Origin of the sequence: Limibacterium fermenti, from assembly GCF_041902845.1 — a bacterium.
In the GTDB taxonomy this organism is placed as follows: Bacteria; Bacteroidota; Bacteroidia; order Bacteroidales; family Dysgonomonadaceae; genus Limibacterium; species Limibacterium fermenti.
Map to the genome: position 1 here is coordinate 2008253 of NZ_CP159486.1, position 14126 is coordinate 2022378.

9 protein-coding genes and 1 pseudogene are annotated in these 14126 nt (G+C 44.7%); 5 read left to right on the forward strand and 5 right to left on the reverse strand.

Features of this window, described 5'->3' with window-relative positions:
- Window positions 1-254 precede the first annotated feature (254 nt).
- The gene (locus tag ABNK31_RS08915) at window positions 255-908 is read right to left on the reverse strand and encodes a hypothetical protein (RefSeq protein ID WP_418895304.1); all 654 of its coding nucleotides are present in this window, start codon (window positions 906-908) and stop codon (window positions 255-257) included.
- A gap of 405 nt (window positions 909-1313) precedes the next feature.
- On the opposite strand from ABNK31_RS08915, the gene ABNK31_RS08920 reads away from it, so the two are divergent.
- Entirely contained in the window at window positions 1314-2468 is a 1155-nt protein-coding gene (locus tag ABNK31_RS08920; protein WP_418895305.1) for a porin, read from the forward strand.
- Here the strand turns inward: ABNK31_RS08920 and ABNK31_RS08925 are convergent.
- Genes ABNK31_RS08925 through ABNK31_RS08935 form a run of 3 tightly spaced genes read right to left on the reverse strand, consistent with a single transcriptional unit; the run spans window position 2443 to window position 6196 of the window.
- The gene (locus ABNK31_RS08925; RefSeq protein WP_321579720.1) at window positions 2443-4311 is read right to left on the reverse strand and encodes a PQQ-binding-like beta-propeller repeat protein; all 1869 of its coding nucleotides are present in this window, start codon (window positions 4309-4311) and stop codon (window positions 2443-2445) included. The two genes, ABNK31_RS08920 and ABNK31_RS08925, sit on opposite strands and share 26 nt — an antisense overlap.
- Window positions 4312-4330: 19 nt before the next feature.
- A complete protein-coding gene (locus tag ABNK31_RS08930) occupies window positions 4331-5323 on the reverse strand; it encodes a Fic family protein (RefSeq protein WP_418895306.1) in 993 nt (330 codons plus the stop codon).
- A 42-nt stretch (window positions 5324-5365) separates the two neighbouring features.
- Entirely contained in the window at window positions 5366-6196 is an 831-nt protein-coding gene (locus ABNK31_RS08935; RefSeq protein ID WP_418895307.1) for an alpha/beta hydrolase, read from the reverse strand.
- Between the two features lie 202 nt (window positions 6197-6398).
- Here ABNK31_RS08935 and ABNK31_RS08940 point away from each other — a divergent pair, with 202 nt between their 5' ends.
- Window positions 6399-7544 (forward strand): IS110 family transposase, encoded by a 1146-nt coding sequence (locus ABNK31_RS08940; RefSeq protein ID WP_418893787.1) that lies wholly within the window; start codon window positions 6399-6401, stop codon window positions 7542-7544.
- 436 nt (window positions 7545-7980) lie between these two features.
- Window positions 7981-8523, forward strand: a complete 543-nt coding sequence (locus tag ABNK31_RS08945) for an RNA polymerase sigma-70 factor (RefSeq protein WP_418895308.1) — start codon at window positions 7981-7983, stop codon at window positions 8521-8523.
- Window positions 8524-8866: 343 nt separating this feature from the next.
- On the opposite strand, the pseudogene ABNK31_RS08950 reads toward ABNK31_RS08945, so the two are convergent.
- Window positions 8867-9133, reverse strand: a pseudogene (locus ABNK31_RS08950) (AAA family ATPase); the annotation flags it as partial.
- Between the two features lie 246 nt (window positions 9134-9379).
- On the opposite strand from ABNK31_RS08950, the gene ABNK31_RS08955 reads away from it, so the two are divergent.
- Window positions 9380-10396, forward strand: a complete 1017-nt coding sequence (locus ABNK31_RS08955; RefSeq protein WP_418895309.1) for a FecR family protein — start codon at window positions 9380-9382, stop codon at window positions 10394-10396.
- Between the two features lie 192 nt (window positions 10397-10588).
- Window positions 10589-14032, forward strand: a complete 3444-nt coding sequence (locus ABNK31_RS08960; RefSeq protein ID WP_418895310.1) for a SusC/RagA family TonB-linked outer membrane protein — start codon at window positions 10589-10591, stop codon at window positions 14030-14032.
- The last annotated feature ends 94 nt before the right edge of the window (window positions 14033-14126 follow it).

The following is a 14126-nucleotide window of genomic DNA, read 5'->3' on the forward strand; positions in this document are numbered from 1 at the left end:
CCATTGCTCGCTTGCCCACCGTTTGTCAGCCTTATATCAGATTTCTGTGCGTCACAACCTCGCTTTTGCTAATGGCTTCCTTCAGATTCGCAGTCACCCACGACACCCTTGCCAATCACTATTGCTTCCTTCCAGCTCGGCGCAGTCAGGGACTCACACCCTGATAGAATAAATGTATGCCCAACATACAAAAGAAAGGCTACCTGAATCATCAGGCAGCCTCTCATGGGAATCGTGCAAGTCTCTGTCAATGGTTAGAACAACCTGGTAGTATCCCCTACTTCTTCTTGAGTTTGCGTTTCGGCAGGTGTACTGTCGAGTGTGGTTTCTTCACCTTCATTGTTGAAGTAGAACGTTTTCGACGATTGATCTTCCTTGTTTGTCGCGACCAACTTCGTTAGTTTCTTTTCGGCGTTGTACTGCAATACATTCAGTTCGTGCGTTTCGGCCACGGCGCGTACGGCAGCCTGTACCTTTTCGGTCAACGATTCAAACGTGATATCGGCAAAACCGTCGTCCTGACGTACATAAGACATCTCAGCCGAAGGTTGCTGCACCTCTTCTTGCACCTCTTGTTCAGGAGCTTCCTCCAACGTTACTTGCTTTCCTTCCGCATCGAAGTAAAGCACTTCGTATGCCTGATCGGTTTTATTCGTAGCTTCCACTTTCGTAATCTGCCTTTGAGCATCGAATTTAAGCCCTTTGACTTCATATTTTTCGGCAAGTGCGTTGATAGCCGCTTGCACCGGTTCGGGAAGCTCTTCCAATTTAACATCGACGAAACCGTCGTCTTGCTGTACCGACATCGCTACGATGTTGCTGTTCATTCTTTCGGCAGCTTGAATAGTCGTACTGGTTACAAACAGTCCTGCTGCAAATAATGCGATAGATAAAATAACTTTTTTCATAACTGTAAATTTTTAAATTAAGTTCTGCTTACACCGGTATAGAACCAAATATCGTACAAAAAAAGAATGCCGACCGGGATGGCAAGGATAATAGTCCGTTTATCAAAGAAATAAATGTATGATGATAACGTATGAGGCTTTCCTCGGAAGTGTGGAAAGGATGTGGAAACTGTGGAATCGCTCTACAGGCGGAGTGTGGAAGAAAAAATGATGAGTGATGAATCAAAATAAAAAACGACAGTGATAGATATTATCAGCGGGCGACTATATAACGGAGATTTTCATTGTATGGATGGAACAGAACCTCAAATAATATTCCCGTAAAAAACAGTAAGATTGAAGAGAATATACTAAATTTGCGGTTTACCGTCAAAGGATAGTACTCATTTTATAATACTAATGAATATGAAAAGGATAATTTTTACAGCTGTTTTCCTATCCATTATAGAAATAGCAAACGCTCAGCAAGAATCTTCTTACCCGGACGAACCGAGCTTGTTCGAAAGAGTTACGAATGTGGAAAAGAAAACCGACAAGTTCAATTTCCTCCTCAACATGCAACACAGTTTTGATGCCCGCTTCCATAACGAAGAATTCCAACAGGGATCTTTCATGACCCGCCAATTCCGGATTGAAGCGAAGGGGAACATCAACGAATGGCTTTCGTATCGTTGGCGGCAACGGCTGAATAAATCCAATGATACCGGCAATGCGTTTGATAATATGCCTACGTCTATAGACTGGGGCGGTATCGGTGTTACATTATCCGATCAATTCTCTCTCTTTGCCGGAAAACAAGCTGCGGCGTACGGAAGTACCGAGTTCGATTTGAATCCGATCGAGATTTATGAATACAGTGATATGATCGAACAGGTAAGCAATTTCTTCACAGGGGTCAAACTGACGTATGACGTGACTCCTACCCAACAGTTACAGTTTCAGGTACTGAATGCGCTAAACAACACTTTCGAAAGGACTTATACCGCCCCGGATATAGAGAAAAGCAAACTCCCATTGATGTACACGTTCAATTGGAACGGCAACCTCTTCGGCGGAATATACAAAACGCGTTGGTCGGGGACGGTCATGAGCCAGGCAAGGGGCCGGAATCAACTTTATTTTGCATTGGGAAATAATTTCACTTTTAGTCCGAAAGCGAATATGTTCTTCGATGTGATGTATTCCCGCGAAGGATTGGACCGCCACAACATTATGAGTACTATCTTGCACGAGGGCGCAAGAAATGCTTTCGATACCGGTTACCTGACCTTCGTTTCGAAAGTCAACTACCGAGTCCATCCATTGTGGAATGTCTTTTTACAAGGGATGTACGAAACGGCTTCCCTGACAAAAGGATATGACGGATTCGAAAAAGGCAGGTATCGCACGTCGCTGGGTTACTTTACGGGAATCGAGTATTATCCGATGAAAACCAACCTGCATTTTTTCCTAACGTATGTAGGACGATCCTTCCAGTACGCCCCCAAAGCCGTTGCTTCGGAAGATTATCACACCAACCGGATATCGCTCGGTTTTATTTACCAGTTGCCGATGTTCTAACGGATAGTTTTACCAACCGCCCATCCATCGCGGAGACATACAATTCGCCCTTATCAGTGGGGAGAATCATATTGATGAGGCTGCTCGATACCCGGTACTTCCACAAAAACGCGCCGTCGGAAGCACGGAAAGCATAGATCAATCCCTTATCGGTAGGGGCGTACACGATGCCGTTCTTTTCGACAACCGGCGTCGGGGTGAGTTCATAGCCCATATCCTCGCCCGAGGAAATCCATTTCACTTTCCGTTCGGGCACGGAAGCATCCACCGCCAGAATGTTCCCATCCATGGTCTTGGCATAGACGGTACGGCCGTCTTCCGAAAGGCCGATGGATTCGCGCGCCCTCTGCTCCGGATCGGAATGGCGCCAAATCACTTGTCCGGTTTTTTCATCCAATACCGTCATATAACGGTCGGGAGAGGCCAGATAAATACGTCCGAAAGTCGATACGGGAACCACCTGAGCGGGCGAAAACATCCGGTTAGATTGTCCGTTATGCCATATCCAACGAGACTTTCCGGTGGCAATGTCCAACGCATAGAACTCATTTCCCCAACTACCGAAGAAGATGACGCCGTCTTTCACCAAAGGACGGGTAACGACAAAGTTTTTCACACTATCGAAATCCCAGGCAAGTTTCCCGTTGCGTACATCCCACGCCCGGCAATGCCCGTCGGATCCGGCAACCATTATCTTATGATCGGCATACGCGGGGGAAGCGACCACGGCTTTATTGTTTTTCAGCCGGAAGCGTTGCTTTCCGTTCCGTAAATCGATCCCATACAGATATGAATCGGAAGACGCACACCACACCGTCTGATTCTGCACCGTAGGAGTCGAATAGATCTTCCCGTCCGTTTTATACGTCCATATCGTTTTGCCGTTCGCCGCATTCGCCGCTTTAATTTCTCCGGCCGTGTTGGTATACACGAGCTTATCGCCCGACAAAAACATCCCGCTTCCCATATCGCTTGCTTCCTGTACGCTCCACACCTCCGATACCTGCGGATTAGCGGCATTGATCGAATAATCGGGACGCGGCGCATCGGAGACCCACTGCGGCCGCGAAGCAATCGCATAAGACAACCAGGGCGCTTTGGTAACACCCGAAACAAGCCGTTCCTGCAATTGGATGGAATCGGGCGTAACGGTCAGGATCGTATATCCGCCGAAGGCTTCTTTTGCCCGCAGGTTCGCCCGGCACATCGCAGCATTCACGCCCTCGAAATGAAACTTCTTGTTGGCATGCCCATGGCCGCAAAGCATCAACTTGACATTATACGGACGTAGCGCATCCATCACTTCAAACCAATTATTCAGGCCATTGTCCATGGGATAATGATTGACATAGATGATGGGGGTATCCGTATCGATTTTCTTCAATTCATTGAAAAACCACGAGAGGTTTTCACGCGGTATCTGCCCCGGGCCCATGCGCATATTCGGCCCTGAAGCCAATCCCACAAAAAGGAATCCCTTATGTTCGAAAGCGAATGTTTCCGCGCCGAAGATCCTCAAAAAACTGTTTGTTCCGCTCTCCGACCAGTTGGCATCATGATTTCCGGGAAGGATGTACAACGGTTTATTCAATTCGTCAAGGATCGACTTGGCGAGCGCAAGTTCCTCATCCGATCCGAATTCGGTCACATCACCCGAATGAATGACAAAATCGATATCGTCTTGCGCATTGATATCGGCAACGGTACGCCGCAAATCGATATCGTTGTTGGGATTACCGATGTGCGTATCGGTTACCAATGCAAATCGGAAAGAAGAATTTTTCTCTTGCCCGACCGCAATGATCGCAGAGAAAAGAAAGATAAAAACCAGTATTTTTTTCATATCAAAGAATTATACGTTTTCAATTTATTTTCCAATAACCTGTTTTTTTACTACCCACACGGGTAATTACTCCTCTTTGTTTTAATTGGCTTAAATTATTTTCGATTGTACGAACCGGTTTTAATAATTTCTGTGCCATTTCAAAAACCCTGATAGTAGGATTTTCTTGTATCAATGTAATAATTTCCTTTTGAGTTGAATTTAATCCACTATTTAAACCACCATTTAAACCACCATTTTCGGATTTTTCAGTATTCGTGTATTGATACATCGCATTTTCGATAACCTCAAGCATAAAGTCAATAAACGGACTGCAATCTATGCCGTTTTTATGCGACCGTTGCAAAGTATCGTAGTACTTTTGTTGATTATGATAAATCATTGTTTCAACAGGCAGCCATTCAAAAATCGGATTCCATTTTGAAAGGACAAGCGTTTGCCAAAGCCGCCCGATTCGTCCGTTACCATCACGGAAAGGGTGGATATGCTCTATCATAAAGTGCATTGCGGAACTTTTTATAATCGGATGCGTTTCGGTGGTTTTGCCCCATTCGAGCAATTCAGTAATCAAGTTTGGAACTTCTTTATAATCAGCCCCTGAATGTAAAATTTCTCTGCGGCTATTGACTACCGCCACGCCAACAGTGCGAAACCGCCCCGCTTCCTGCACAAGGTTTTCGGTAATAAAACTGTGCGTTCTTAGGAAATCATCAATACTGTAAGGGTCTAAATCGGGAATCTGTTCGTAGGCAGCAAAAGCATTTTTCACTTCCTGAATGTCATGCAACGGCGCAAAAACTACTTTGCCGTTGATTACATCGAAAACCTGCTGCACCGTCAACCGATTACCTTCAATGGCTGTGGTAGAACAGACGGAAAAAATACGGTTTGTGCGGCGCAAGTGCAGTATATCTTTCGACTGCTCTTCCGAAATCTTGACTCGTTCCAAGAGGGCGTAAATTTTGCCTATCTTATCATGCCATAATGGGTTATATGTAAAAAAATCTTGCATCTATATTCGTTGTCGGCTGCTTCTACAAGGATAGTGAAGTGTTCAATTTCCAGATCGTCCTTCTTCAAAATAGGTATGGAAAAACAAGGCCTGGTACTTCACGGCATTGCTCCAATACTTCCAATCGTGCACCCCGGGGCGGGAAATAAAATCGTGGGGAATATTGCGGTACAGCAATTCCTCATGCAGGCGAACGTTCACGTCATAAAAGAAGTCCTCCGATCCGCAGTCAATAATAAACTTCAGCGAATTCGGCGTCAGCAAATGCAACATCCCGATAACGGTGTTTTGCTCCCATCGTTCGGGATAATCGCTCTGTTTGCCTAAGCGCTTCGCAATATCCCAATTATTGGGAAACGGGCGGATATCCACTCCCCCACTCATGCTTCCGGCAGCTCCGAAGACATCCTGATGACGAAAAGCCAGATAAAGCCCCCCGTGGCCGCCCATACTCAAGCCGGTAATAGCCCGTCCTTCGCGAGTAGGGATCGTTTTGTAATTCGCATCCACCCACTCCACCAACTCTTTGGCGACATACGTTTCATAAGCAAAAGCCGAATCGACCGGACTGTCGAAATACCAACTGCCATACGCTCCGTCGGGGCAAACAATGATCATCCCATAGTCGTCTGATAATTGTTTCACTCCGGGAACCGCCTTTACCCAATCGGAGTAATTGCCGCTATATCCATGCAACAGGTACAGCACCGGATAACGAGTCCCCTGCCGGTAATTATCGGGAGTGATAATAACGGTTTTGCTATTTATATTCATACCCTTACTCGGTACAGCCACCGTATCGACATCCGCGGCGAACGAAAAGCCGTAGGAAAGAAAAAGAGCTACAACTATAAAAGAAAAAAGATGTTTCATATTGATAATATACGTTCGATAATAGAAAGTTCAAAATTACATGAAAATTAGGGTATTTCCAAGCGCGTGAAATAAAAATCAAGGCCACTTGAACTTTTTCAGGCTTACCGTACCGTGCTCGAAGCACAAATGTTACCTTTGAAAGTTGGTTCTTTGACCAATAAAATTAACTAATTGTCTAACAATTAAATTCCGGCAATTTATGGAAAAAGCTTGTGGCCTTGACGTTCACAAAGATAGTGTATTTGCTTGTATTCTGGACGAGCAAGGCAATAAAATTTTCGAGAAGCGTTTCGGGACACTCACCCCCGAGCTAACCTCCCTGCGTGACACCTTGGTGTCGCATGGCTGTGGCAGAGTCGCCATGGAGAGTACCAGCATCTATTGGATGCCTGTGTGGCATGTCCTGGCGTCTGATTTTTCGCTAAAACTGGCCAACCCTTATTTCATCAGGCAATTGCCCGGCCGTAAAAGTGACGTGAAGGACGCTCATTGGATAGCCCAATGCCTCCAGAAGGGTTTAATAAAAGGCAGCTTCGTACCCGAGGGGGTATTACAGGAAATGCGTCAATACGGCAGGCAATGCTTCCGTCTCACCAAAAACCGGGTCCGTCTTGAACAACAACTGGACAACCAGTTGCAGCGCTGTAACATCCGGTTCAGCAACTATGTCTCGAACCAGGGGAACAATGTCTCGCTACGCAAGATCATTAATGCCCTCATACAGGGGGAACGCGACCGCGGCAAACTTGCCCGGCTGGTTCACGGACGTATCAGGAACAAGCACGGGGACCAGGTCATTGGCGATTCCCTGGACGGAGTACTGTGCCCAACTGACATTGAATTGCTCAAACAATGTATGGAACAACTGGATTTGTTTGAAAAACAGCAGGCTGCTTGCCTTAACCATTTAGAAGAACTTGCGGATAAATATTATGCAAGGGAAATCTCATTGCTGTGTACCATACCGGGCATCCAAAAATACAGCGCGATGTGTATCCTCTCTGAAATCGGCAATGACATGGGCGCCTTCGGTTCGGCTTCCCAGTTAGTGGGCTGGGCCGGGCTACGCCCCAGGAACGATGAGTCGGCGGGCAAGATACAGTCCCGTAAAACCCTTCACGGGAACAAGTATCTTAGAAAGTCGCTTATTCAAGTTTCCTGGTCGGCAGCCCGTTCGAAAAGGTCGTTTTTGGGTAAAAAGTACAATCAGCTCTCCAGACGGATGAAATCGCAGAAGGCGTTAATGGCTATAACACGTAAAATACTGGTAATCATTTTTAACGTGTTGAAAACAGGGCAACCCTTTGATGCCAACAGAAATTTACAGGCGGTAACGCCTGGTTGAGAAACCTTCCCACCGGATGGTTTCTTCCGGCATCACCTCAGTTCCCTACCTTTGTGGCGACATGTTGAAAAACATGATCCCGTGTTCTCAAAATGATCGACAGGCTTTGCCGGCAATGAAAGCGCGTGTGAGACAGGAAAGCTCGTAGAGGAAAGTATATTATTATTCCATTATTCCGGTCTTTAAAAATAAAGACGGGTGGTTTTCCCGTGCCTGCCCATGAAATAAAGACATAAGTAAGGTTCTGTATATTAAATGAGTATACGGGTTATTATTAAGGGTTGTCATGGGGATTTTTAGAGGAAAGGTATAAAAATTATTCGGCACGGTGACGCTTCGCCGGATAAAATATTTTTTGGATAAAATGTGTCTTTTGTAGGATTAATATCCTAATTTTGCAAAGAGATCATACCGAACGATAAATTATTTTACAGGCATGGATAATAACGATGTTTTCACGACGCAATTCAAAGCATTTTATATACAACATGCCAAAGAATTGATCTTTTTCGCCCGTAAATTTGTCGATCACGACACGGCGGAAGATATTGTCCATACTGTTTTTTTAAAGATTTGGGACAAGAGATCGACGGTGGTTGCCGAAAAGGGAATAAAAACGTATCTCCTTTCTATGGTGCAAAATGCGTGTTATGATTACCTGAAACGACAAATCGTAGAAGACAACTATCTCGCCCGGGCGGCACGGGAAATTAAGTTAGACGAACTGAATTATTATATGTCTTCAAAAGAAGACTCCGAGAATGACAAAATAGAAACTCTCTACGCAGCGATCGAGCAATTGCCTGAAAAATGTAAAGAAATCTTCAAGAAAGCCTATCTCGATGAACAACCGCATGCCGACATCGCCAAAGAAATGGGGATATCGGTTAGAACGGTAGAAACCCATGTATATAAGGCGCTCAAGTTTCTTCGGGAAAAGTTAATCTCCACCCCGTCTAACGATTCCCGGTCATCTTGACGGATAAGATTTGACGGGGCTTCAAAGCAACCGGAAGGCTCCGAAAGCTATTTCATCCGCATAAAATACCTGCCGGAGACGGACGGAAAGCATTTCATACATCTAAAATACATTCCGGAGACGGACAAAAGGTATTTCATACGCATGAAGGACCTTCCGGAGAAAGACGTAACGTATTCCATGCGCGTAAAGTACATTCCGGAGATGAACGGAAAGCATTTCATACACGTGAAATACATTCCGGAGATGGATGGGAGCTATTTCATACGCGTGAAGGACCCTCCGGAGACGGACGGCAACTCCTTCCAGGGTATAATCTCGCCATACGACGTCTTCAATTTGCGGTCTCCACCATAGATAGCAAAACAATTTTCGGGCCTTGCTGAATCTCATCGATAATGGTCTTATCGGGATAAGTAGCCAAAAAGCCGCGAGGGTCTTCTGTCGCCAACAACCTGTTATCGGGGTCTTCCATAGATACGTAGCTGTAATCCGACAGAACCGTTTTTAATAACGTGGATTTACCCGACTGTCTCGGCCCGACGAGTGTAACAATGGGAAAATTTCTTCCCATCGATACTAATTTTTCTTCAATGTCTCTTTTAATCATCGTATCGTTTTCCTGCAAATTTACGATTGAAAAGTAAATTTACAAATATTTCCTGCTTTTTCTTCACGGATAGGGGATTCTTTTTTTTCGAAATCCGATCATGCCGGTTATCATGGAATAAAAAAATTTCGACGAACCGTACGTAGTCCTCTTTTAACAATCGTATATATACTAAAGAGTGCATAAAAAATCCTTTTAACGAGTGGATTTAAAAAAGCAGGCATTCACAATAAAGAGAAACGACAAATGGAAAACCGTATAACGGAAATAATCATTCGAGTACTTCAACACATCCAGACGGAAGAAGAAATGTCTGTTTTCCTGCAATGGTATCACACCTCACAGGAAAACAAACAGTTCTATTTCGAAATGAAAAAGATGTACGATCGGCGTAAAGGGAATCTCATGCCGTCCGATAAAGAAATGGAGGACAGTTGGGAACGCCTGCAACGCAAACTCGACACCCGTCATGCGTATGATGCACCGCAACCCGAAACAAGCCGTAGGCCTTTGTTTAGACGGATAAGATACGCGAGCATCGCGGCCATCGCCATTTTGTTGTTAATCTCCGGCATCTGGTTCTTCCGCTCCGAAAGTGACCGTATCGTATGGGTGGAAGAACGAGCCACCATCGGGAATACCCCCCGGACTATTTTACTGCCGGACGGCTCCACCGTTCAATTAAACGCCTCTTCCGTATTGAAGTATCCCAGAAAGTTTCATTCCAAAAACAGGGAAGTCTATTTGGACGGAGAAGCCTATTTCAGCGTAACCCAAGATCCGCATCATCCTTTTATCGTGCATACCGACCAACAAGCGATTCACGTTTTAGGAACCGAATTCAATGTCATGGGTTATTCTTCCGATCCGTATACCGTTACAACCTTAGTGAACGGAAAAATAAAACTCGAAACGTTTGACAACAGTCAGGCATTGAAAAATGAAATCATCCTTCAGCCCAATCAGCAGGTCTACTTCGATAAAGAGTCGGATGAGGCAACCGTCTCGGATACGAACGCGCTCGACGCCACCCTCTGGATGAAAGGAATATACGCGTTCAAAGACACCCCCTTGGAAGAGATCACCCGGCGCCTGGAAAAAATATATGGCGTGACGATTATCGCGGATGAAGCATATAAAAATGAAAAATATACGGGGAAATTTTTCACCCGTCAAACCATTGAAGAAATCATGGACATTCTTAATTTTAAACATCAATTCAGCATACAATTAAAGAATGACACGATTATCCTTCAAGAATAGAGATCAAGAAAAATATGAATTTATAAAGTACGAGCCTATGGAGAAAGAATAACCTGACTGAAAAAAGCCGGAACCCTGCGTCAACAGTTTCCGGCCCTAAAAAATCGTTTTTTTAATCAAATACAGCATTCTTCCTGTCTTGCAAAACGTTGGGAGCATGCCTATATTAATCAAGTAAAAACATACAAATATATGAATAAATTTAATGAACCCCATAGTTATCTATGGAGAAAAATATTTTTAACCATGAAGTTTATCTTTATCTTTTTGTTGCTAAGTATCTGCAACAGTTTTGCCGATAGTTACGCCCAAAGCGAAAAACTATCGGTAAAAGCACAAAATGCGACCCTTTCGGAGGTGATTGAAATCATCGAAAATCAATCCGACTATGTATTTTTCTACAAAACGAAAGATGTCGACAATACCTCACACTTCAATATGGAGTTGAACAACCGCGATATCCGGGAGATTTTAGACCAATTGGCCGGAAAAGCCTCTTTTTCTTATAAAATATCCGGGAAATATATTTTTTTAGACAAACAGCTCCAGAACGAGAAGACAGAGGTTGAAATAAGGGAGGTACAGCAACAACGAAAAACCATTACAGGAAAAGTCACAGACGAACAGGAATCCCCCATTATTGGAGCGAATATAGTGGAAGTCGGCGTGAATTCCAACGGTACCATAACGGATGTAGATGGAAATTTCACATTAGAAATTGAAAATGACGCAACCATTCGGATTTCTTATATCGGGTATATAGAACAGGAAATCAATACTACCGGCAAGACCTCTTTCGACATCGTGTTGGAAGAAGATGCCAAAGCATTGGAAGAAGTGGTAGTAATAGGCTATGGTACAGTAAAAAGGGCTAATTTGGGAGGGGCTGTCTCAACGACTGATGCCAAAGCATTTCAATCGCGTCCGGTACAAAATGCTTCGAGTGCGCTTATGGGCGAGATCCCGGGCCTGACGATAATACGTCAGGGCGGTGATCCGACCAACCAAGAGATTGTTATGCGTATTCGTGACCGTTCTTCCGTCAACGGGGGCTCTCCACTGATCCTGATCGATGGGGCAGAAGGAGACCTAAGTACGATAAATCCTGCCGATATCGAGAATATATCTGTCTTGAAAGATGGAACGGCAGCTATTTACGGAGCGCGTGCGGCCGATGGCGTGGTGCTGGTCACAACGAAAAATGCGAACAGGAATCAAAAGCTGAAAGTAACTTTCGATGCGTCTTATTCGATAAAGACTCCTGCATTGTTGAGAAAGCCCGCAAATCTTTTACAGCATGCCGAAATGGCACTCGAGATCACCGATGGTTCGTTCCGTACCGAATATACGGAAGCGGAGTTGGAGAAAATACGACAGGGCAGCGATGAGGTGATACTTCCGGGTACTCCGTGGGGACGATGGAACAAGCTCGAACCGAAGTTCTACAAGAACCAGGATTGGAACGAGATGATGATAGGGAACGGAAGTCTTCAAAACTATAATGTAGGTATTTCCGGTAGCGGAGACAGATACACATATCTGATCTCGTTGGGTCACCAGAGGGAAAACGGTTTACTTAATTACGGAAAGGATTTGAACCAGCGTTACTATGTACGTTTAAAATCAGATGTGGAAATAGCAAAAAACCTGAACTACGATATCAATGTGTCGTATGATGCGGGTGATAGGGACTATTCTTCGGCTATCAACAAGGATCTGGGACAAAGCGTATGGGAACTGATATACAAGACACGCACCTGGACTCCCATGTATAATCCGGCAGGGAGGTTCTACACGTTCGAGGGATTTGTCAATCCCGCACAAGCATTGGTGGAAGGCGGTGAAACACAGAGAGTATCGGGTAATTTCACATTCAACAACTCGCTCACCTGGAAGATAGTGGACGGATTGAACCTTATCGGACGTGCCACAATACGAAAGAGCGATGCCGATGAATATAGAGTGATGAAGGGTATTTACTACAACAACTGGCTCGATGAAAATTCAGGGAAGAATAGATTCCCGAACAGCGCCGAACGCAATTACTCCAAAACCCTCTCCAAAAACTTTACTCTCTATGCAGAGTACAAGAAAATGTTCGGAGAGAAGCACGATCTCGGCATAATGTTTGGCACCTCTCACGAATCTGCCGACTATGACAAATTCTGGGCAAAACGTATCAATTTCGACCAGCAGGAACACATGCCGGTCAATTTGGGCAGTCCACAGGATCAGGATGCTTCAAGTCAGGGTAATGCGTGGACCATCAACTCTTTCTTCTCGAGGCTCAATTACGGATTTGTGGGTAAGTATTTCATCGAAGCCACACTACGCGGCGACGGATCTTCCCGGTTTGCTTCGGATTCACGTTGGGGATATTTTCCGGGAGTGAGCGCGACATGGCGAATAGGTGATGAACAGTGGATAAAATCGTTGGGCATCTTCGATGACCTTAAATTCAGGGCTTCCTGGGGAGAAATGGGAAATCAGTCGGGTATAGGTTATTATGATTATATTTCATTGATAAATATCAGCACTGATTACTATCCGTTCGGAACCAACACAAAAGGACAGATGGCTAATCAGTCTAATTTAGTTTCCTCTTCGCGTACATGGGAGACTGTCGTTTCGACAAACGTAGGCGTGGACTTCAGTTTCCTCAAAGACAGACTCTATGGATCGTTCGATTACTTCTGGAAAAATAACGATAATATGTTGATCCCTGTGACTTATCCTTCCGTATTAGGAATCTCTGCTCCCTCGACCAACAGTGGAAAACTGGAAATTCATGGATGGGAGGCTATTCTGGGATGGAGAGACCGGATCGGTGATTTCAGATATTCGATCAGTACGAATGTAAGCGATGCCCAGAACAAGGTGGTTAGCAGGATAGGTACCTCCATTATCAGCAAGGGAAATAACACGACACCAGTCGGTTATCCAATGGATTCTTGGTTCGGTTATGTGTTCGATGGTATCATCCAGAACGAACAGGAACTTGCCGAATACAAAGCCCGTTTCCCCAACAGTGGAACCATACAGGATAGGAGAATACAAGTTGGCGATGCAAAATACAAAGACCTGAACGGCGACGGCAACCTGACGGCGTTTGCCGACGGAGAAGGCGACATGGTCTATTTGGGTAATACCAATCCGCGATACAACTTCGGTGTAAACATCAGAATGGAATGGAAAGGCTTCGATTTAAGCATGTTCTTCCAGGGAGTGGGCAAGCGTATCATGTTCCTTCAGGAAGAGAACCGGATGCCGTTTGCCGCCGAGTGGTACCAGTCCCCGGAATTTTGGTACGGAAAGACGTGGACTACAGAGAGAACCAACGCCAAATATCCTGCGATATCGAACGACGGTACCCGAAAGGGCTACAACTATGATACATCTACCAATACGGTGTTTAATGCAGCTTATGTAAGGATGAAGAACCTGCAATTAGGATACACCATTCCTAAAGGAATCACTCAAAAAGCGAAACTGGAAAGGGTTCGTGTATATTTCAGCGGTGAGGATCTGTTCGAGTTTCATAATACACCCGGCGGTTGGGATCCCGAAGAAGGAGGTACTTACAGGGAATATCCATTCGCCCGTAATTACTCGGTGGGTCTTAATCTTGTTTTCTAATATTAAAAATATTCAATCATGTATTAAAAATATTCAATCATGAAAAAAATAATATCAGCAGTTTCACTACTCTGTATAATACTGACGACAATAC

Excerpts from the sequence above, each read along its gene's own strand:
- ABNK31_RS08915 (WP_418895304.1), bottom strand. The coding sequence starts at position 908 with ATGAAAAAAGTTATTTTATCTATCGCATTATTTGCAGCAGGACTGTTT.
- ABNK31_RS08920 (WP_418895305.1), top strand. The coding sequence starts at position 1,314 with ATGAAAAGGATAATTTTTACAGCTGTTTTCCTATCCATTATAGAAATA.
- ABNK31_RS08925 (WP_321579720.1), bottom strand. The coding sequence starts at position 4,311 with ATGAAAAAAATACTGGTTTTTATCTTTCTTTTCTCTGCGATCATTGCG.
- ABNK31_RS08930 (WP_418895306.1), bottom strand. The coding sequence starts at position 5,323 with ATGCAAGATTTTTTTACATATAACCCATTATGGCATGATAAGATAGGC.
- ABNK31_RS08935 (WP_418895307.1), bottom strand. The coding sequence starts at position 6,196 with ATGAAACATCTTTTTTCTTTTATAGTTGTAGCTCTTTTTCTTTCCTAC.
- ABNK31_RS08940 (WP_418893787.1), top strand. The coding sequence starts at position 6,399 with ATGGAAAAAGCTTGTGGCCTTGACGTTCACAAAGATAGTGTATTTGCT.
- ABNK31_RS08945 (WP_418895308.1), top strand. The coding sequence starts at position 7,981 with ATGGATAATAACGATGTTTTCACGACGCAATTCAAAGCATTTTATATA.
- ABNK31_RS08955 (WP_418895309.1), top strand. The coding sequence starts at position 9,380 with ATGGAAAACCGTATAACGGAAATAATCATTCGAGTACTTCAACACATC.
- ABNK31_RS08960 (WP_418895310.1), top strand. The coding sequence starts at position 10,589 with ATGAATAAATTTAATGAACCCCATAGTTATCTATGGAGAAAAATATTT.